At 61.4% G+C, this 17,564-nt stretch carries 19 protein-coding genes and 1 pseudogene; 10 read left to right on the top strand and 10 right to left on the bottom strand.

Translation table 11 applies throughout. The annotated features are described in order from the left end of the window. The coding region (locus tag ACGVJ8_RS04820) for a pentapeptide repeat-containing protein (protein WP_392345920.1) at positions 1-192 on the top strand (192 nt) is incomplete at its 5' end. On the opposite strand, the gene ACGVJ8_RS04815 is transcribed toward ACGVJ8_RS04820, so the two are convergent. Both ACGVJ8_RS04815 and ACGVJ8_RS04810 read right to left on the bottom strand, forming a co-directional pair. After that, positions 193-3,036, bottom strand: coding sequence for a DUF3769 domain-containing protein (locus ACGVJ8_RS04815; RefSeq protein ID WP_392345918.1), 2,844 nt, complete (start codon positions 3,034-3,036; stop codon positions 193-195). Between the two features lie 122 nt (positions 3,037-3,158). After that, positions 3,159-3,278: a photosystem II reaction center protein I gene (locus ACGVJ8_RS04810; RefSeq protein ID WP_006042333.1), complete on the bottom strand. Its 120-nt coding sequence runs from the start codon at positions 3,276-3,278 to the stop codon at positions 3,159-3,161. Between the two features lie 64 nt (positions 3,279-3,342). Here ACGVJ8_RS04810 and ACGVJ8_RS04805 point away from each other — a divergent pair, with 64 nt between their 5' ends. Beyond that, positions 3,343-6,282, top strand: a complete 2,940-nt coding sequence (locus ACGVJ8_RS04805) for an alpha-mannosidase (RefSeq protein ID WP_392345915.1) — start codon at positions 3,343-3,345, stop codon at positions 6,280-6,282. Here the strand turns inward: ACGVJ8_RS04805 and psbN are convergent. Next, positions 6,270-6,410, bottom strand: a complete 141-nt coding sequence (gene psbN / locus ACGVJ8_RS04800; RefSeq protein ID WP_011363291.1) for a photosystem II reaction center protein PsbN — start codon at positions 6,408-6,410, stop codon at positions 6,270-6,272. The genes ACGVJ8_RS04805 and psbN overlap by 13 nt on opposite strands. A gap of 85 nt (positions 6,411-6,495) precedes the next feature. On the opposite strand from psbN, the gene psbH reads away from it, so the two are divergent. From psbH to ACGVJ8_RS04780, 4 genes are read left to right on the top strand one after another with little or no spacing between them, the layout of a single operon-like run. Beyond that, entirely contained in the window at positions 6,496-6,696 is a 201-nt protein-coding gene (gene psbH, locus ACGVJ8_RS04795) for a photosystem II reaction center phosphoprotein PsbH (RefSeq protein ID WP_006849996.1), read from the top strand. A gap of 9 nt (positions 6,697-6,705) precedes the next feature. Continuing rightward, the gene (locus tag ACGVJ8_RS04790) at positions 6,706-6,936 is read left to right on the top strand and encodes a TatA/E family twin arginine-targeting protein translocase (protein WP_392345913.1); all 231 of its coding nucleotides are present in this window, start codon (positions 6,706-6,708) and stop codon (positions 6,934-6,936) included. A 14-nt stretch (positions 6,937-6,950) separates the two neighbouring features. Further along, complete coding sequence (gene pth / locus ACGVJ8_RS04785) at positions 6,951-7,568, top strand: aminoacyl-tRNA hydrolase (protein WP_392345911.1); 618 nt, start codon at positions 6,951-6,953, stop codon at positions 7,566-7,568. Beyond that, complete coding sequence (locus tag ACGVJ8_RS04780; protein WP_392345909.1) at positions 7,568-7,825, top strand: DUF3146 family protein; 258 nt, start codon at positions 7,568-7,570, stop codon at positions 7,823-7,825. The genes pth and ACGVJ8_RS04780 overlap by 1 nt, the downstream gene beginning before the upstream one ends. On the opposite strand, the gene ACGVJ8_RS04775 is transcribed toward ACGVJ8_RS04780, so the two are convergent. Genes ACGVJ8_RS04775 through rph form a run of 4 tightly spaced genes read right to left on the bottom strand, consistent with a single transcriptional unit; the run spans position 7,809 to position 10,943 of the window. Continuing rightward, positions 7,809-8,249, bottom strand: coding sequence for a resolvase (locus ACGVJ8_RS04775; RefSeq protein WP_392345907.1), 441 nt, complete (start codon positions 8,247-8,249; stop codon positions 7,809-7,811). The two genes, ACGVJ8_RS04780 and ACGVJ8_RS04775, sit on opposite strands and share 17 nt — an antisense overlap. Then, positions 8,246-9,397: a DUF3084 domain-containing protein gene (locus tag ACGVJ8_RS04770; RefSeq protein ID WP_392345905.1), complete on the bottom strand. Its 1,152-nt coding sequence runs from the start codon at positions 9,395-9,397 to the stop codon at positions 8,246-8,248. Before ACGVJ8_RS04770 ends, ACGVJ8_RS04775 begins: the two co-directional genes overlap by 4 nt. Before the next feature lie 27 nt (positions 9,398-9,424). Further along, positions 9,425-10,141, bottom strand: a complete 717-nt coding sequence (gene ntcA, locus ACGVJ8_RS04765) for a global nitrogen regulator NtcA (protein WP_392345903.1) — start codon at positions 10,139-10,141, stop codon at positions 9,425-9,427. Between the two features lie 58 nt (positions 10,142-10,199). Then, positions 10,200-10,943 (bottom strand): ribonuclease PH, encoded by a 744-nt coding sequence (rph, locus tag ACGVJ8_RS04760; protein WP_392345901.1) that lies wholly within the window; start codon positions 10,941-10,943, stop codon positions 10,200-10,202. A 145-nt stretch (positions 10,944-11,088) separates the two neighbouring features. On the opposite strand from rph, the gene ACGVJ8_RS04755 reads away from it, so the two are divergent. Together ACGVJ8_RS04755 and dcd are read left to right on the top strand one after the other, a co-directional pair. Next, positions 11,089-11,688 (top strand): cob(I)yrinic acid a,c-diamide adenosyltransferase, encoded by a 600-nt coding sequence (locus ACGVJ8_RS04755; RefSeq protein ID WP_392345899.1) that lies wholly within the window; start codon positions 11,089-11,091, stop codon positions 11,686-11,688. Further along, complete coding sequence (gene dcd / locus ACGVJ8_RS04750; protein ID WP_392345897.1) at positions 11,688-12,281, top strand: dCTP deaminase; 594 nt, start codon at positions 11,688-11,690, stop codon at positions 12,279-12,281. The genes ACGVJ8_RS04755 and dcd overlap by 1 nt, the downstream gene beginning before the upstream one ends. A gap of 11 nt (positions 12,282-12,292) precedes the next feature. On the opposite strand, the gene thyX is transcribed toward dcd, so the two are convergent. Further along, complete coding sequence (thyX, locus tag ACGVJ8_RS04745) at positions 12,293-13,015, bottom strand: FAD-dependent thymidylate synthase (RefSeq protein ID WP_392345895.1); 723 nt, start codon at positions 13,013-13,015, stop codon at positions 12,293-12,295. A gap of 44 nt (positions 13,016-13,059) precedes the next feature. Beyond that, complete coding sequence (locus ACGVJ8_RS04740; protein WP_392345893.1) at positions 13,060-13,635, bottom strand: thioredoxin domain-containing protein; 576 nt, start codon at positions 13,633-13,635, stop codon at positions 13,060-13,062. Between the two features lie 63 nt (positions 13,636-13,698). On the opposite strand from ACGVJ8_RS04740, the gene ACGVJ8_RS04735 reads away from it, so the two are divergent. Beyond that, positions 13,699-14,202 (top strand): hypothetical protein, encoded by a 504-nt coding sequence (locus ACGVJ8_RS04735; RefSeq protein WP_392345891.1) that lies wholly within the window; start codon positions 13,699-13,701, stop codon positions 14,200-14,202. A 96-nt stretch (positions 14,203-14,298) separates the two neighbouring features. Here ACGVJ8_RS04735 and ACGVJ8_RS04730 read toward each other — a convergent pair. Continuing rightward, a pseudogene (locus ACGVJ8_RS04730) lies at positions 14,299-15,348 on the bottom strand (transglycosylase SLT domain-containing protein); the annotation flags it as partial. Between the two features lie 969 nt (positions 15,349-16,317). Between ACGVJ8_RS04730 and glmM the strand changes: the two are divergent. Beyond that, a partial coding sequence (glmM, locus tag ACGVJ8_RS04725) for a phosphoglucosamine mutase (RefSeq protein ID WP_392345889.1) occupies positions 16,318-17,564 on the top strand: 1,247 nt, incomplete at its 3' end.

The raw sequence follows: 17,564 nt of genomic DNA, 5'->3' as shown, positions 1-17,564 counted from the left end.
TTGCTGGAAGGTGCCGACCTGAGGGGAGCCAACCTCACCAATGCTGAGCTGTCCGGCGTGGACCTGCGCAATGCCGATCTGCGGGAGGCTCAGGTGATCAATGCCTATGCACCTAACGTGCGGACCTCTGGCATGCGCTATGCCGGCGCTTCACTGTTCGGCAGCGATCTGATCATTGGGGGCGGTGATTAATCAGAACGGTAAATCTGTGTTACTCGTCTCCATCCAGTTCGTCGGGTTGTAGGGCACAAACGGCACCCCAGTGCCCTTGAAGCTGAAGTCGTTGAGCCGGAAGCGAAATCCTCCGATGCTTGTGTAGGGATTGAAGTAGAACCCAAAATCGTAACTGCGACGTTGCCAACGCAGCTCAAAGTTTGAGCTGATCACGTCTCGATAATATTCTGAACTGGGATCCACATTCACTGCAACGCCGGCATTCAGGACTAAGGGGCCTGCGATCTGTTGGGTGATGCCAACACCAAAGGTGCCCCGGTCAATGGCTTGATCAAAGCTGAAAGGGCTAGCGCCTTCTTTGAAGGTGATACCACCACTGATCGACAAATTGGTGTAGTCCAGGAAGGGTTTGCTGAAGGTCCCCAGGGTCAACACTGGTCCTCCCGACAATTTGATCGCGGTTTGACGACGGCCATCGCCATAGACCGCTAGACGAGTGTTGACATTCGTGCGGAAGCGAAGACCTGGAACAATTGCCCTCGGTGAGTAGCGGTATGCCTTATCTGCGGTCAGGGCCGCCGCTTCTCCGCGCCAGATCGGATAGCTGCTGTTGAGCGAGCCGTAGAAATTGGCACGCAGGCTCTCGGTGAGGTCGCTGCTATTAAAGCTCTCCGCCTGGTAGTTGCCTACTCCGAGGCGCCAGATGTAAGCGTGGTATGAATCGCCCCATTTGAAACCTTTTCTTTGCTCAATTAAGCCACCAGCTCCCGCGTAGACACTGGTTTCGCCCAACGAGCCATTCCAGGTCCGGTAGCGATAGGCGCCAAAGAGGCGGGCTGTGATGTCCCCTATCCAGGGCAGCTCATAGTCGTTTTTGATGCTGCCCCAGTATCGGCTGCTATTGGCAAAGTTCTGCGGTTCGAAGTTGCTGATGTCGGCTTCTAGGCTGGCGTCCCAACCCCAGAGCTGGCCCTTGAGTTCAGCTTCAAGGCCGAACAGGTCCTGGATCGTGGTGGGTTGGTTGACGTCTTTGCTGTCTGCTGATTCGCCTGGTTCGGGATAGCTGTTGGTTTTGCCATTGATGGCGCGTTGCACCAGGAGTTGGGGCTCCAGGCTCAGGGTGTAATCACGGCTCAGTTCAATCGGTTTGAGATTGCGACCAACGAAGAAGCCGTCGCGATCTTTGTTGTCAATGCCAAAGACCCAGCGGTTCTCCACTTCCTCCTCCTTCTGGATGAGCTGCCGACGGGTCACCGGGATGGGCAACTGTTCTTCGACGATCAGCCGGTTGCGCCTCGCCGAAATCAGCACGTCGCCATTGGCTTGTTCCCTTGCGACCACATCCTCTGTATCGATCCTTGTTTGCGCCGGTGTGAAGGGGTCATTGCTGAATCCCATGCGGTCGGATTCCCAGCCATTCGGCGTGATCAGAATCTTCGAGGCCTGAACTCTCCAGCGACTGATCGTTCCATTGAGCAGTTGGTTTTTCCCTTGGCTTTTCAGTTGAGGGGGGTTGACTGCGCCGAAGCGGGTTTCAACCGAATTCGGACGTTGGACGGGCAGGCCGGTGCGTTGTTCGATGCTGAAGCTGCCCTGGTAAGAAAGGTTGGAAATCCGCTGATCGATCTGGACGATCGCCTCGTTCCGCATGGCCTGCTGCTGGGCCGGGGGGATCGGTTGCTGCTGGGTGGTCTCATTGCTCGAGACATGCCGCTGAGGATCACCTCCGTCGCCAAGAGCGATCGAGTCGAGGCGGTCGGAGAGTATCGAGGGGTTGACGCGCTGGTCGCGATCCGGGTCTTCACATTCCGGCAGGGGAGGCATCACAGCGCTCTCCCGTTTGGATGTATCCCGTCCCCAGCGGTAGCGGAGGCCCAGCAAGTAACCATTGCTCCCTTCGGTGACCCCTGAATAGGTGCCGAAGGCTCCGGAGCGATGATGAACCCGACCAACGAGTGACAGGTTGGAGGAAACCGCTGCTTCCACCTCGAAGGCGAGGTAGTTCAGCAACTGGGTGTAATTCTCGCGGTACGTTTTCTCGTAAAGGCTGACATCGGTGTTGTAGCTGACGCCCTCAATAACACTGAAGCTCAGCCAAGGCTGCACCCAGATGCGTGCTCCGATCCCGATCACCGCTTCGCCGAAGCTCTGGGGAGGCAGGTCGGCGTAGGGAGTGCTCTGGTTGAAATTGCCGCCCTGTTGCTGCATGGCGATGTGGCTGAACAGGTCAGCCTCAAGTTCAACGGCGAGTGGACCAGCGCGCATGATTCGTTTCTGCACGCCGACGCCCAACACAGCTTCCGGACGCATACGACCGTTGAACAGGAAGGTGTCGCCGAAGTGGGCATCAATCATCTGACCGCCCCAGGCCGTCACTGCCCAGAGTTGTGGATGCCAGTTGGGAACCGGAGGAAGCAGCGGTGGACAGGCCACAGGAGGCATGTCTTCACGGTTTGCTGGCGTGGCTGATGTCGTTCGAGAGGTTGTTAATGGTTTGGTAAGGGGCTCTTCAAGGTCGATGACGCCGTAAACGTCGTTGAGTTGACCTTCTTGTTGAACGAGGTTGTAGCGGAAGCTTGACGCTTGAAAATATTGATTGCCACGCCTGAAACGGATAGCGCCGCGGGCGTAGAGCGTGCGGTAGGCAGCATCAAATTCGACGCGATCGGCGCGAAGTTCAGCGTTCCCGAGCTGAACCGAAACGTTGCCTTCAGCGATTGACGCCTTGGAATTGGTGTCGGTGTATTGGCGGTCAGCCTGAATGTTGATTCGCGACGGTGAAACAGTCACGATGCTTTGTTCAGCCGATTCAGACCAAACGGGCAATGCCGTAATCGAACCCGTGATCAGGGTTCCGGTCATTGCAATTAAAAGGCGGTGCGCCGCCAAGGTAATCGAGCTGTCGCCCTCGAGCTTGACAGCTCATTTCAGAAATCACGGTCCGATCAGACCAGTGCGTGGCGCGGTCTGATCGGGAGGGTGAATCAATCTTCCAGGTCTTTGCGGCTGGGGGTGCGGCTTGGATCGCTCGCAAGAAACCCGAATACGAAGATGCCGAGGAAGAAGAAGACGACCGAGTAAACGGAGATCTTGAGGGCGAGCATGGAGACCGACCGGCGTCTGTGACAAGGACATCATCCTATGGGGCATGACAGCGTCAGCAGGGGAATGAACCCTGAACAGGTCGTTCGATCGGAGTGGATTGAAACGTTTCGCAGTCGCTCTCTTTGTGATCTGCGTGCCGGGTGGCGCCGCTCAGGTGCCGCCCAGGCTGGTTTTTTTCTCGATGAAAGCTGGGGCTCAACGCACCGTCCCGACTGGGCCAAACGGGGCCTGTTGATCTGGCCAAGGGGGCGACAGTGGCTGCGGCTTGAGCAGCGGTTGAGCTGGCCTAATGGCTGGTGTGCCAGTGATTCCTGCCGTGCGCGGCTGGTGCTGAGCTGGTGGGCCGAGCAGATGCGGCTCTGGGTGGATGGCGTGCTGGTTCATGAGGGAGATCTGTTCGATACCGCCTGTCGCTGGCCGCTGCCTGGGCGTTGTCGTCAGGGTGAGTCGCTGGATCTTGTATTGGAGCTCTGCAGCCCGTTGCATGACGACGGAGCTCTGATCAGCAGCCATCTAGACCTGGAGCCGCAGGCCGCTGGCCCTGACCCTGAGGGCACGTTGTTGCCTGCGGCCTTGGAGCTGCATTTGGCGGCGGATGGAGACCTGCCGTCGCATTGGGCGGATTTGGACCCCAGCGGTGTTGAGGCGCAGGCCGCTGTCGCAACGCACCTGCATCAGGTGGACCCTCCGCGAGGGTTGTTGCATTGGCTGGGTCATGCCCATCTCGATCTGGCTTGGCTCTGGCCGGTCGCCGACACCTGGCAGGCCGCTGAACGCACCTTCCGATCAGCGTTGGCTCTGATGCGTCGCTGGCCCGAGCTGCGCTTTGCCCATTCCACGCCGGCCCTTTACGCCTGGATGGAGAAACATCGGCCGGCTCTGTTTGCGGAGATCCAGGCGGCCAGCCGCGCCGGCCGCTGGGAACCGATCAATGGCCCCTGGGTGGAGACTGACTGTGTACTGGTTAGCACGGCGTCGTTGTGGAACCAGTTCGCTCTTGGTCAGAACGACAGCCGGCGCCGCTTCCCGGAATGGACCCATGAGCTGGCCTGGTTGCCGGACAGCTTTGGCTTCGCTGCTGGCCTGCCTGCGGTGGCGGCCGCCACCGGTGTGCGCTGGTTCTGCACCCACAAGCTGGCCTGGAATGCTGAGAACCCTTTCCCCCATCGTTTGTTCCGCTGGCGCGGACGGGGACGGTCTGAACTGCGCAGCCTGATGCTGCCGCCGATCGGGCGCCGCGCCGACCCTGAGGAGATGCTGGGAGAGCAGCGGGCATGGCAGCGGGCCACGGGGTTGGAGGCGGCGCTCTGGATTCCGGGTGTTGGTGATCACGGTGGCGGTCCCACAGAGGAGTTGTTGGAACAGATCGAGCTCTGGGAGGGGCAAAAAGCCGCTTTGCCCACCCGCGCCGGCACGGTGAGGGAGTTTTTGAAAAATCTGGAGCAGGATGATCAGGCCTGGCCGGTGTGGCGTGATGAGCTCTTCCTGGAGTTGCACCGCGGTTGCGCCACCAGCCGTCCTGATCAGAAGCGCCACAACCGAACGCTCGAGCGGCTTTTGCGGGAGGCCGACATTGCTTCGGCCCTGTTGGCCATGGCCGGCCGGGACAGCGGCAGCAGCGATTGGCGCCCGCTGTTGTTTCAGCAGTTTCACGACATTCTTCCGGGAACTTCGATCCCGGAGGTGTTTGAGCAGGCGGAACCGGTTTGGCGTTCGGCCCGGCGCCAAGCTCGCCAAGAGCGCGACCGCCGGCTGGCAAGGCTGTTGTGTCCGAACGGCACAGCGGCGGCATGGAGTTGGTGGGGTCTGCAGCCTTTGGCGACCTGGTCGCCTCTGGTTCGCCTCCCGGCGGGTTCGTGGTCAGCCGACGCCGTTTCACTACCGCAGCAAGCCGCTGCCGGTGGTGGCACCTGGGTGCAGTTACCGCGTCAGCACGGGACTTGTTCTGTGCCGCTACGGTGTGAACCGGGTCTGGCGTCCTGCGCTGCTGAACCTCGCCAGCCCGTGGTCATCACGGCGCTGGGGGCGGAAACTTGGCGCGTAGGCAACGGTCTGATCGAGCTCGATGTCTCCGCGGCTGGACTGCTGGCTCTGCGGGATCGCGATGGACGGGACCAGCTGTCGTCGCCCTTGCAGCTGGAGCGCTATTGGGACAGCGGCGAATTCTGGGATGCCTGGGATCTGGCGGCGGACTACCGATCTCAGCCCCTGGGCGTGGTTTGCAGGGATTCCCTGGAATGGCTCGACCAGGGCCCCCTGGTGGCGCATCTGGTGCTGCGGCGCCAGCTCGGCGCCACTTGCATGCGTCTGGACCTGCGGCTGAGGGCCGACATACCGTGGCTGGAGCTGATCTGCAGCATCGACTGGTGTCAGACCCATGAGCTGCTGCGCCTGGAGCTGCCGCTGGCGACCCCCGCCGTCCGTATCGCTGCCGACACCAGCGGAGGGGTGATCGAACGACCCGCTGAACCGATGACGGCTCGGGAACAAGCCCGTTGGGAAGTCCCTGTAATCTCCTGGTTCGCTTCGCAGTCGCCAGCTCCCGGTGGGGGGATGGCTGTGTTGCTGGACGGCCCCCAGGGTGTGGATTGGTCCTCAGACCGACTCGGCATTTCGCTGCTGCGTGGTCCGACCTGGCCTGACCCCAGCGCTGATCAAGGGTGGCATCGCCAGCGTTTGGCCCTCATGCCGTACTCCGGTTGTTGGAGCGATACCGGTGTGCCGCAGGCGGCCATTGCATTTCGCGAGCCTGGGTGGTGTGCGGCTTTGCCGGCGGAGCTGCGTCAGTGGTTCCCATCGCTGCCGCTTCAACTCACGCCGGTGGCATTGGAACGCCATTCCGACGCCTGCCTGCTGAAGCTGCTCAATGCGGGGTCAGCGCGCTGCCGCTGGACCCCCGGAGCGGGGTGGAGTGTCCGCAGGGAAGCTGATTCAAGTGCTGCTGCTGCCGTGGTGATCGCCCCGGGAGAACTCGTCTCCCTGGTGGTGTATCAGTCCTCGTGATCGTCGAACGGGTCGTCGAGTGCTTTTGATGGAGGCCCAAAGGCCTGGTACACGCCAAATCCGGTGAGTCCGAACAAAACGGCGAGCACGCCAATGGCGACGGACAGGGCTGGGGACGACGTTTCCATCACATCTCTCGACAGGATCAACCCCGAACCAGGGGTGGGCCCCTACAGTATCGAGACTTCAAACCACCCGAGACCCGGCGTCGCTATGGCACAACGCACTCGTCTGGGAGACCTTCTCCGCCCACTGAACTCCGAGTACGGCAAGGTGGTTCCCGGATGGGGTACTACTCCCGTGATGGGCATCTTCATGGTGCTGTTCCTGGTGTTTCTGCTGGTGATTCTTCAGCTTTACAATAAATCCCTCATCCTCGAGGGTATCAATGTGAACTGGAACGGCCTCGGCTGATCTGCACCCATGAACATCTTCGGCGTCGGTCTCCCCGAAATGGCGGTTATCGGCGCCGTTGCCCTGTTAGTTTTTGGGCCTAAGCGCCTGCCAGAACTTGGGCGGACCCTCGGAAAAACCCTGAAGGGCTTCCAATCAGCGTCCAAGGAATTCGAGCGCGAGATCAACAAAGCCATGGCTGAACCGGAGGTGTCCGGTGACGCTGCGAAGACGGCCGAAGAACTTCCGCCCAGCGACTGAGTTGTTCCAGCGGTATGACCACTGATCTCAAGCTGGTGGTGGGACTGGGAAATCCAGGTGCGAAATATGCCGGCACCCGCCACAACATCGGCTTCATGGCCCTCGAGCTTTTGAGCGAGCGCTCTGGATTCAGTTTTCGTCAGCAAGCCAAATTGCACGCTCTTGTCGTAGATACAGGGGTGGGTGAGCAGCGGCTGCGTTTGCTGATGCCCCAGACCTACATGAATGACAGCGGTCGCGCGATTCGTGCTGCCCTCGATTGGTTCGGCCTGGAGCCCCACCAGCTGCTGGTGCTGGTGGACGATATGGATCTTCCGCTCGGTCGTTTACGGCTGCGGGCCCAGGGCAGTGCTGGTGGGCACAACGGCTTGCGCAGCACCATTCAGCATCTCGGAACCCAGGCGTTCCCCAGGCTGCGGATCGGCATTGGTACGCCGGCTGAGAACCCTACCGAACGTCGTGCCCGAACGGTGTCCCATGTTCTTGGTCCGTTCAGCAAGGTGGAGCAACCCTGTGTCGGCGCTGTTCTTGATGCTGTTTTGGACGGGATTCAACGTCTTCAGCGCCAGAGCTTTGAGCGCGCTGGAACCTGGATCAACGGCTTTCGCTACGACCTGGAGCCTGGAGACTGATGCCGGCTCTCCCGGCGACAACGGCGCATTTACGGGTGCTCCGCCAGTGTTTTCAGGCCAAGTGCGTGGAGGGTGAAGTCTCAGCTGGAGGCTTCGAGTGGCAGTTCTCCTGGGCCTTTGACCGCGGCGAACTAGTGGTAGAGCCGTCCTTGGGACGTGCCCTGATCGAGGATGCTCTTCGGCGGTTTCTGGTGCGTTCTGATTACAGGCTGGAACCGGGGGGTGACTACACCTTCATGGTCAGGACCAGGTTCTGAGCGAGAACGTGGGAGCAGGCTCCGGCCATTTCAGGCGGCACTGCAGGTGCTCCTCGAGCATCACCAAAGCTGCAACAGCATCCAGATCCACCGGTGGAATGCGCAGTCCTGTCGGCAGCATCCGTCGCCAACCTCGAGCCGGCCACAGCGTCCAGTAACGCTGTCTTGCCCTCAGGGTTGTTCCCTGCTCCGGAATCACGGTAAGATGGCTCAGCCGTTCCAGTCGCTTGATCCAGGCTCGGCTGCCCGTGCCATCGCCGATCAGGATGCGGTTGAGAGTTTGGTCTTGATGCCACTGCTCCAGCCAGGGTTCCACGGCATCCGGCGCCAGCACATGCCCTTCGCACACGAGGCCGAGCTGAAGATCGGCCAGCACAAGACCACATTTGCAGCGACCTGGATCGAGAACGGCCACCCGTTTCATGGGGAGGCCTGAATTGTGACGACGACAGTATCGGCGCTGTCGCTGACCCCTGCGGAAATCACGTCCAAGACCACGCTTTGGCTGGGTCCTTCCACCAGGGTCTGGGCCAGTTGGGAGAGGTCTGATCCATCGAACTGAAGCCCCTCGGTGAGGGATCCCCGGCGCTGCACCTCGGCATAGGCCGAGGCCAAGAGAAGGTTCAGTCGTGTGCGAATGCCCTCTGGCGTGCGTTCATCCGGTTGCAGTGTGGTGGTGGCCAGCACGTCTCCGCGTTGGGCCACCGGCCGGTTGGGACGCACCTCGGGGAAGGCGTACACTGCCGTTTCACCCCGCAGCACATTGGTGGCGGAGCGCAGCGAGATCACCCAGGTCTCCGGTTTGCGGATGATGCTTTGCAGGCGTTCCACGTCGCTGCGCGGAACGCGGATCAACTGGCGTTCGGGCGCTTCACCCGGCCTCACCTTGGTGTAGGCATTGAGATTGGCCTCCTGCAGCAACCTGTCGACAGCCTGTTTGGCCTGGTCCGGAGCATCGAGACGCACCGCTGCTCTCGCCAAGGTTTGTCCGCTACTGATCACCACCGATCCACGCCTCAGGGCAACCAGATTGCGTTCCAGTTCTTTGAGTTCCTGCTCACCGGCACGGATGCGGCTGCGAACGCTGTTGAGTTCGGCTTCCGTGCGCTGGATGTCCGCATCACGAGAGGCGATGTCCTGGCTGAGGCGTTCACGGTCGGCTTCGAGTTGGGCCAGCTCCTTCTGAAGAGGGGCCAGTGCGAGGCGCAGGGTGTTGGCCCGTTGCTGCGATTGCTTGAGCTCAGTGGCGACCCGCTTGGTTTCCATTTGGGTCTTGTCCCGTTCCCGCTCGGCTGTCTCCAGCTGTTGCCGGCTGTCCTGGAGTTTCTGCTGCAGAGTATCCAATTCAAATAGGCCCACCCGCAGCTGCCGGCTCACCAGTAGCATCAGGCCAAGTGAGAGTGCGCTAATCAGGCTGCCGGTCAACACCGTGATCAAAACGGCGGTGCGCCGTGGGCGCATCCTGAACAAACTCAGTCGCGCTTTGCCGACGCGGCTACCTAAGCGGTCGCCCAGGGTCGACAGCACGCCCCCGAGTACCAATAGAACCAGGATCAGTGCCCAGCCGCTCATGGCTGCGCAAGGCGGGCGATGGCAGGCCTAGCTGAAGCGTTTGGCCAGAGCGATCGGATCCAGAACGGTGATTTTCTTGCGGTCAATCTGAACCAGACCGGATTGACGCAAGTCTCCCAGCAAACGCGTGATTGTGACGCGTGTTGAGCCAATTGCTTCGGCGATGGCTTGATGGGACAGGCGCAGGTCGATGGTGATGCCCAGCTCATCCGCCACGCCGAAATCCCTGCAAAGCACCAGCAGGAAGCTCACCAGCCGGGATGACATATCCCTATGGGTGAGGGTTTCAATCATCGTTTCGGTCTGCAGAATCCGGCTGGAGAGACCCTGCAGTAAGCGCAGGCCAACGTTGGTGTCTGCTTCGATGGCGGCCTTCACGGAGGTCGCTGGTGCCGTCACCATTTCGACCCGGGTGAAGGCCACAGCGTGGTAAAAACGATCGGAACGTTGACCGGTCAGCAGCGACAGCACCCCAAAGAGGCTGTTCTCGCGGAGTAAGGCCACGGTGATCTCTTCCCCCGATTCGTACACGCGGGACAGACGAACGGCTCCTCGGCGGATCAAATACACTCGTTCTGCGGGATCTCCGGGGAAGAAGATGGTTTTGTTGCGATCCACCAGTTCACTGCTGGCGCCATCGAGACCCCGGATGATCTCCAGCAGAGAACGGTTGGCCGGTTCTGCGCTGGGAGCTGGAGCCACCATCTGCGGGGCATATCGGCTGAAACCTCGGCTACTGGTCATGACAAGCCCCTGGTGAAGCGAAGTTACGGAGCCGGCGGTGGCCGCCATGTAGTGGATATTACGTAACGCTGCTGTGCTCGGTGAAGGTCTGGCGTTGCGCCTGCATCAGGGATATCAATCCCGGCTCCGCTAAATCCAGCAGCTCATTGAGTTGGCTGCGACTGAAGGGCGCTCCCTCCGCAGTTCCCTGGATTTCCAACAGACGGCCATCGCCGGCCTGCACAACGTTCAGGTCGACCTCGGCTCGGCTGTCTTCGCTGTAGTCCAGATCCAGCAAGGCCTGGCCATCAACCAAGCCAACGGATACGGCCGCCACCTGGTCGACCAGGGGCGATTGCTCCAGGACTTCTTGTTCCACTAGTGATCGGCAGGCCTGGTCCAGGGCGAGCCAAGCCCCGGTGATCGAGGCCGTCCGGGTCCCGGCGTCCGCTTGGATCACGTCGCAGTCGATCAGCAAGGTGCGCTCACCAAGGCGCTCCATGTCGATCACGGCGCGCAGGCTGCGGCCGATCAGCCGCTGAATTTCCTGGGTGCGACCCGAGAGTTTCATCAGCTCCCGTGATTGTCGCTGTGGGGTGGATCCGGGCAGCAGCCGGTATTCGGCGCTGAGCCATCCCAGCCCTTCTCCCTTGCGCCAGCGGGGAACCTTGTCCTCCAAGCAGACGCTGCAGAGAACAGCGGTTCGGCCCGTGTGAACCACAAGGGAGCTCAAGGCAAACCCCATGGGATTCCAGGTCACCGAGAATGGTCGCAACTGCTGCGGGCGACGGCCATCAGTGCGGTGTTCAGGGGATTGGCTCATTGGTGGTGTGCAGTTCGTCAAGCCTCGCAGGCGGTTGGTTCTCGCCCTGTCCAAACACCATGGGTGGTGTCAATCCCCTTGTGGAATGTGATCTCGCCGCTACATTTGAGCTCTCGCCGGGGGCGCCCGGACAGATGCTTCCGTGATGATCACAAGCCTCGCTGACCCCCAAGCCGTCCAGAACTCATTGGATCGCGATCAGCAGGTTTTGCAGCGGGTAGGCCTCAGGCCCTTACCTCCGGTCTCTGATCCGCCACCCCTACATCTGGTGGCTCCTGAGGGGCAGCTGCAAGTTCATACAGCGCCCTATCGCGGCACTTTCGCCAATGTTCTGAGTCAGGCCATGCGTGCTGCCGGCTTGGGCAGTCGTGTTCTGATCACTCAGTTCCTCAAAGGGGGCGTTCAGCAGGGACCGGCCGGCCGGGTACAGCTCTGCGGAGACCTTGTCTGGCTGCGGCCGGAAGTGCCCCTCTGCCTCTCCTCACCGGGGCATTCTGGTGGCGCGGAGGCGGTGGCTGCGGTTTGGTCCATCTGTCGCCAGCATCTGATCCAGGGAGATCTCGACCAGCTGGTCTTGGATGAAATCGGCCTTGCAGTGGCCTTCGGATACCTAGATGAAGCGGACGTGATTGCAGCCCTTGAGCAGCGGCCCGCTTCGATGGATGTGATCATCACTGGACCTGCAATCCCCGCCGGTGTGGTGGAGATGGCAGATCAAGTCACGGAGGTGCGCCGAGGTTTCTGATGCTTAAGTGCGATCGCTGGATCACTGAACAGGCCGGGCAGGGAATGATCGATCCATTCCAGAGCGGTCTGGTTCGTCACCTAGACCCGGAGCAGAAGTTTCGACCGGTGCTGAGTTTTGGTTGCTCTTCCTATGGCTACGATCTGCGCCTGTCTCCCCAGGAATTTCTGATCTTCCGGCATGTTCCGGGCACGGTGATGAACCCCAAGCGGTTCAACCCGGCCAACCTTGAGCCTACCCCCCTTCATGAGGATGAAGATGGACGCTACTTCATTCTTCCGGCGCATTCCTACGGCCTCGGTGTGGCGTTGGAGAAGCTGCGGGTCCCCCCCAACATCACCGTGATCTGTTTGGGCAAGAGCACCTATGCCCGCCTTGGAATCATCGTGAACACCACTCCGGCAGAAGCGAGCTGGGAGGGTCACCTCACCCTTGAATTCAGCAACAGCTCCGGCGCTGACTGCCGGATCTATGGCGATGAAGGCATCTGTCAGCTGCTGTTTTTTGAGGGTGATCCCTGCTTGACCACCTACAGCGATCGACAAGGCAAGTACCAGCATCAACCGGAACGGGTGACGCTGGCCAAGGTCTAGCCCTCCCTGGATTACGGGGCAAGTCGCGCCCGGTGAAGCCTGCTTTTTTCGTACCAGGCTGCGAATTCAGGAGCCCAATCCACCATGTGGGGCCACATCAGATCGCAGAGCTGGCGGATCTCTAACTGGGCATCGAGCTTGGCCCGCAGATCCATGAAGTGAAGGAACGCCCGCAGGCTGAAGCTCACCACAAAGTGCTGGCGGTAGTCAAAGGGAAGGATGCCGCGGGCGTGCTCTTCGGCGAAACCGGCCTTGAGCAGATCCCTGTAGCGATTGGCGGCGCTTCGGCACAGATCGAGATCTTGTTGGCGTAGTGCTTCGGTGTAGGCGTATTTTTTGCCCTGCCGATCGCTGTACTCACCGATGGGCCGCAGGTAAAACACCTCTTCTAGATCCAGGGCTCCATCCGCTGCACGGCAGATGCGTTGACCAGTGTAGCGCATCGATTGCACGTCGAAGCTCACCCCAACCCGGTGGGTGCGGGCCTGCTGCATCACCGAGTGCGGGAACCAGCCCACGTTCAGCACGATCTGCGCATGCTCCATCGGGCCGTAGTGGCCGCGTTCTCCAGACAGCAGACGTTTCACACAGATCTCTCCAGCCCGCTGCTCATCGGGCCAGTTAGCACGATCCCCGACCACGAACCCTTCGCTGTAGTCCTGATGCATGGCGGCGTACACGCATTGCTGCGGGTTCGGTGTAGCTGCGATCAGATTGACCCGAAAGCGGTCCATGGGAGCGTCAGAGTGACGAGTTGTGGTGATCCTGGCGAGGCGTGTCAACCATGGCTGCGGGGTCCGGCGTTGGCCGGGCTCGAGGCACCTACCAACGCACTGTCCGCGGAGAAGGGCGTCAGCAGCCGGCTGATGTCACCGACTCCAGGCAAGGCCGGCAACGGCTGATCTTCAAGCAGTGCTGTGGTGAGCAGCTGGAGTTCCGCAGCGCCGCGCAAACCGAGGGATCGCCCCTTGGCCTCCCCCTCAGCGTTGAACAGATTCAACTGGGGAATGCCGTTGACGTCGTAGCGATCAACGAGATCTTGCCAACGGGGGTTGTCGACATTTACCAGAACAACATCGAGTCGATCTCGCGATTGCTTCTCCAAATCCAGCATCGAAGGCGCCATCTCCCTGCAGACCTGGCACCAATCGGCATAGAACTCGATCAGCGTTGGGCGTCCGTTGGCTAATGCCGTTTGCGGGTCCAGGGATCGTCTTGCCAGCTGCTCCATTGGGCTTTCGCTCTGAATGCCACCGCGTAAGACAACCAGGCCAATGGCCAGAGCCACCGCAATCAGCACCAGCACCCATCGCTGTGCTGTTCCAAGGGGCGAAGACTCCGGAGTGCCTGTCATCGCACGTCAACCGCAGCGGTCACTCTGGCAGCTCCTTCGAAAGGCCACCGTTACCTTGACTCCATGCCAATTCTGCGACTGCTGAGCTTTCCGGTTCGGGCGCCGTTGCTGACGGTGCTGTTTCTCGTTGCGGTTGTGCTCGGCAACCATTGGCAGATTGCTCAGCCCTCCTTCACGTCTCTCTATGGCGTGAGTGCGGCTTGGTTCTGGTGTTTCGTGCTGCTGCAGACCCAGGTGGTTGTCGTCTTCTGCACGATGCCCGATCTGCTGTTGCGACAGGTGTCGTTGCTGATGGCGTCGAGCCGGGTGATGACGTTGGTGGTCACGCTGCTGGTGGTGATCACCGGTGGCATCTACCTGTTGAAGCTCAATGTGCTCACCGACGTGCTGATCCTGGCCTCAGCCGTGCTGTTGGCTCGGCTCGATCTCATCCGCATCGGTGTTCTGCCCGCCGCTGGGATCTGCCTGCCTCTGATGAGTTTGGTCGTGATTGGTGGCATCGTCGCCGGCACGCTTCTGCCCCACCCCACCGCCAGTCTCTTTGCAGAAGGATTGATTGCCGCCTAGGTAGCCGAGCAGATTGTCGAGCACTTTCTTGGTGTAGAAGCGTGTTTCCGGGTAGGGAATACGTTCCACCCAGAGTGCATCGTCGTCCGTATCCATGGGTTGCGCCCAAGAGGCCACGGCACCGGGCCCGGCGTTGTAGCTGGCAATGCTGCGAAAGGGGTCGTTCTCCCATTGCTCCAGCAAGTGGTTGAGATAGCGCGCACCCAGTTCGAAGTTGTTGGCGGGATCCTTCAGCATCGGCGGGCTGGTCGGTGCGCCAGCCATCTCTGTGGCTGTGGAGGGCAGCAATTGCATCACGCCAACGGCTCCGGCAGGGGAGACGACCCCAGGAGCGAAGCGTGATTCCTGTTTGGCGATCGCTCGCAGCAGATTGGCCTGAATGCCTTCTTGCTCTGCCGCTGTCTGTATCTCAGCTTCGAAGAGGCGAGGGAATTGGCTGCGATGCAGAAGACTCCGTTGCTGGCAGCTCGGATCACGCCAGCGGAGGCTGAGCCACCAGAGCTGGTCCAGTCCCATCCAGGTGTCCCCAACGGCAAGGCGAAGCCTACCTTCGGCGAGACGTTCCTCGGGTGGCGGCGGGACTGCGGGATCTCCCTGGGCCTGCCAGGCCTCCCAGGCGGCGTGTACCTGGCCCAGGCGCCAAAGTTCGTTCACCAGGCGGTGGTGGCTGTTAAGCGGTTGCCAGGCTGGTGGCTCTTGCTGTGGGTCTGGGGATCGCAAAGCCAGGGGTTCGGCCACACCCAGGTGCTCCATGGCCCGCCATCGGTAGTAGCCCCCGGGGAAGGCCCTGATCAGGCGGAGCCAGGTGCGTTCCGCCTTTGCCGTTTCGCCGAGTTGCTTGTGGCTAAACCCCAACCAGAACAACCGCCGTGTCTCCAACGGTGGCGGCAAGGGGCCATCCTCATCGTGGCGTTCCAGCAGGGCGCGGGCACGATCCCAATCCCCAGCCAGAAACGCCTCGCGGGCGAGGTCCCATTGGAGTTGCCAGATGTCGGGGTCGTTGGGCCAGCGGCTCAGGGCGGCATCCGCCCCATCGCCGCCGGCGAGTCGTACGCGAGCCGCGGCAACGGCGGCTGAGCGCTCCTCAAGGGCAGCTGGAAGGGCATCCAGAACCCCAGGCTGGGCATCGAGCGGTTCGCTCAACATCCGCGCTGCTTCAAGGCTGGCGGGGTGGTTTGGGTGGCTCTGGGCCAGCGTCAGAAGCTGGGCTGTACCCGCACCATGGTCGCCATGTAGTAGCAGAGAACGACCGATGGCCAGCTGGGTCTCCGGGGAAGCGTCACGCTCCTGAAGACAGGTCAGTGCGGTGTCGGCATGGCCTCGTTTTGCCAGTGCTTGCGCCAAGGTTTGGCGCTGGTCGGGCTGGGGTGCCTGCACCCCTGTGGCTTGGCAGGCGTCAAGCATCAGCTCCAGGGCGCCGGCTCGGCGCGCATTCCAACGGGCCAGGTGCAGGGCGCCTTGATGGCTTGCCAGCGCTTCGGAACCATCCCGAGCCGCTAAGGTCAGTGCTGCTGGGTGCGCGGGTTGCTGTTGGAGCAGCTGCTGATGAAGAACGGGGTTGTTGTTGCCAAGAGCTAACCGAGCCCAAGCGGAGCCGGGTGCTTCGGGAAAGCGATCCAATAGGAGCTGCCAAGTCTCAGCGGCTTCAGATGCCTTGCCCTGGGTGGCGGCGGTGAGGGCTGCACGTTCGAGCACTACAGCCGCTATCGGATCGCGCCCCCAGCCTTGGCCATGGAGCAGTTGCGGTACCCCATCCCTTGCCACCATCAACAAGGCGGCCTCTCGACGGGTCTGCGGATCGATGGCCCAGCGGTAGTGCTGCCAGAGCCTTGCCTGCGAGACCTCAGGAGTGAGGCGCTGATGCTGCTTGTTCAGCAGTTGCTGCCCGCCCCATGCAGCCAACCAACTGAAACCAGCAACTGAAACCAGCATCAGCGTTCCGATTCGCGGCCCTGCCTGCACAGCCAACCTGGAGCTCGTGTCATTCTGATGCTCCTCAGATCATTGGCGAGCCTTTGATCGCCTGCGGGCTGTGGAGGGCAGAGCTGCACCTGTCACGTCCTTGGGAATCAGCCTCAGAGGTGCTTCCTATGGTGCCGTCCACGATTGAGACCCATGGTTCAAAAGGCGTGCCCCCCGATCGGCCCCGCTCTCGGTGACGCTACGCCAGGGTTTGGGACCGATGGGATCCGTGGGCTTGCCGGCACGGTTCTCACCCCCGCCTTGTGTCTTCAGTTGGGCTATTGGGTCGGCCGGGTTCTGCAGGCGGAAGGTCCTGTTCTGATCGGGATGGACTCCCGGACCAGCGGCAGCATGGTGGTTGCTGCCCTAACGGCCGGTTTGACGGCGGCCGGTCGCGATGTATGGACCCTTGGTCTCTGTCCGACGCCGGCGGTTCCGTTGTTGATTCGCCAGCTGGGGGCCGCCGGCGGCCTGATGGTCTCCGCCAGCCATAATCCCCCTGCAGACAACGGCATCAAAGTGTTTGGGGCCGATGGCGCCAAACTCAGCGCCTCTCGTCAGGCCCAGGTGGAAGCTGGTCTGAAGGGGCAGACGCCCATGGCTGAGCAGGGAACATTTCGCTGCGGTGTGGCCCGATCCAGCGCCGATCTCCTCGATGGCTACAGGGAGGTGTTGCAGCAATCGGTGGCTGAACGGCGACTGGGTGACGTTCCCATCGTTTTGGACCTCTGCTGGGGATCCGCGACGGCCTGTGGTGCCGATGCCTTCCGTGCCTTGGGGGCTGATGTCACCGTGCTCCATGGGGAACCCGATGGCTCCCGCATCAACGTGGCTTGCGGGTCAACCCATCTGGAACCGCTGCAACGGGCTGTGATCGAGCGCGGCGCGGCAATGGGTTTTGCCTTTGACGGTGATGCCGACCGGATGCTGGCGGTGGATGGTCGCGGCCGCATCATCGACGGCGACCACGTGCTTTTCCTATGGGGATCCGTGCTGCAGGAGCAGCAGGCGCTCCCCGATCAGCGGTTGGTGGCCACTGTGATGTCGAACCTCGGCTTCGAGCGGGCCTGGCAGCAGCGGGGTGGCACCCTCGATCGCACGTCGGTGGGAGATCAGCACGTCCATGCCGCGATGGTGGCCAGTGGCGCAGCCCTCGGTGGAGAACAATCCGGCCACATTCTTTCGGCCTCCCATGGGCTGTGTGGCGATGGTGTTCTGACCGCCGTGCAGCTGGCCACCCTGTGCCATGCCCAGGGCATCAGCCTCAGCGATTGGTTGGACCGCAGTTTCCAGGCCTACCCGCAGAAATTGGTCAATGTGCGGGTGATGGACCGTTTGCGCCGTAAGAACTGGAGCGCGTGCACTGCTCTCACCGACGCCATTGCTTCAGCGGAGCAGTC

The sequence above is a fragment of the Parasynechococcus sp. genome, from assembly GCF_042954245.1.
Lineage (GTDB): Bacteria > Cyanobacteriota > Cyanobacteriia > PCC-6307 > Cyanobiaceae > Parasynechococcus.
This window is presented reverse-complemented; position numbering and strand designations above follow the sequence as displayed.

Bases quoted from the DNA above. Each gene is read 5' to 3' on its own strand.
- ACGVJ8_RS04735 (WP_392345891.1), top strand. From the start codon at position 13,699: ATGCCAATTCTGCGACTGCTGAGCTTTCCGGTTCGGGCGCCGTTGCTG.
- ACGVJ8_RS04770 (WP_392345905.1), bottom strand. From the start codon at position 9,397: ATGAGCGGCTGGGCACTGATCCTGGTTCTATTGGTACTCGGGGGCGTG.
- ACGVJ8_RS04775 (WP_392345907.1), bottom strand. From the start codon at position 8,249: ATGAAACGGGTGGCCGTTCTCGATCCAGGTCGCTGCAAATGTGGTCTT.
- ACGVJ8_RS04805 (WP_392345915.1), top strand. From the start codon at position 3,343: ATGAACCCTGAACAGGTCGTTCGATCGGAGTGGATTGAAACGTTTCGC.
- ACGVJ8_RS04815 (WP_392345918.1), bottom strand. From the start codon at position 3,036: ATGACCGGAACCCTGATCACGGGTTCGATTACGGCATTGCCCGTTTGG.
- psbN (WP_011363291.1), bottom strand. From the start codon at position 6,410: ATGGAAACGTCGTCCCCAGCCCTGTCCGTCGCCATTGGCGTGCTCGCC.
- pth (WP_392345911.1), top strand. From the start codon at position 6,951: ATGACCACTGATCTCAAGCTGGTGGTGGGACTGGGAAATCCAGGTGCG.
- ACGVJ8_RS04740 (WP_392345893.1), bottom strand. From the start codon at position 13,635: ATGACAGGCACTCCGGAGTCTTCGCCCCTTGGAACAGCACAGCGATGG.
- ntcA (WP_392345903.1), bottom strand. From the start codon at position 10,141: ATGACCAGTAGCCGAGGTTTCAGCCGATATGCCCCGCAGATGGTGGCT.
- thyX (WP_392345895.1), bottom strand. From the start codon at position 13,015: ATGGACCGCTTTCGGGTCAATCTGATCGCAGCTACACCGAACCCGCAG.
- ACGVJ8_RS04810 (WP_006042333.1), bottom strand. From the start codon at position 3,278: ATGCTCGCCCTCAAGATCTCCGTTTACTCGGTCGTCTTCTTCTTCCTC.
- dcd (WP_392345897.1), top strand. From the start codon at position 11,688: ATGCTTAAGTGCGATCGCTGGATCACTGAACAGGCCGGGCAGGGAATG.
- ACGVJ8_RS04790 (WP_392345913.1), top strand. From the start codon at position 6,706: ATGAACATCTTCGGCGTCGGTCTCCCCGAAATGGCGGTTATCGGCGCC.
- ACGVJ8_RS04780 (WP_392345909.1), top strand. From the start codon at position 7,568: ATGCCGGCTCTCCCGGCGACAACGGCGCATTTACGGGTGCTCCGCCAG.
- psbH (WP_006849996.1), top strand. From the start codon at position 6,496: ATGGCACAACGCACTCGTCTGGGAGACCTTCTCCGCCCACTGAACTCC.
- rph (WP_392345901.1), bottom strand. From the start codon at position 10,943: ATGAGCCAATCCCCTGAACACCGCACTGATGGCCGTCGCCCGCAGCAG.
- ACGVJ8_RS04755 (WP_392345899.1), top strand. From the start codon at position 11,089: ATGATCACAAGCCTCGCTGACCCCCAAGCCGTCCAGAACTCATTGGAT.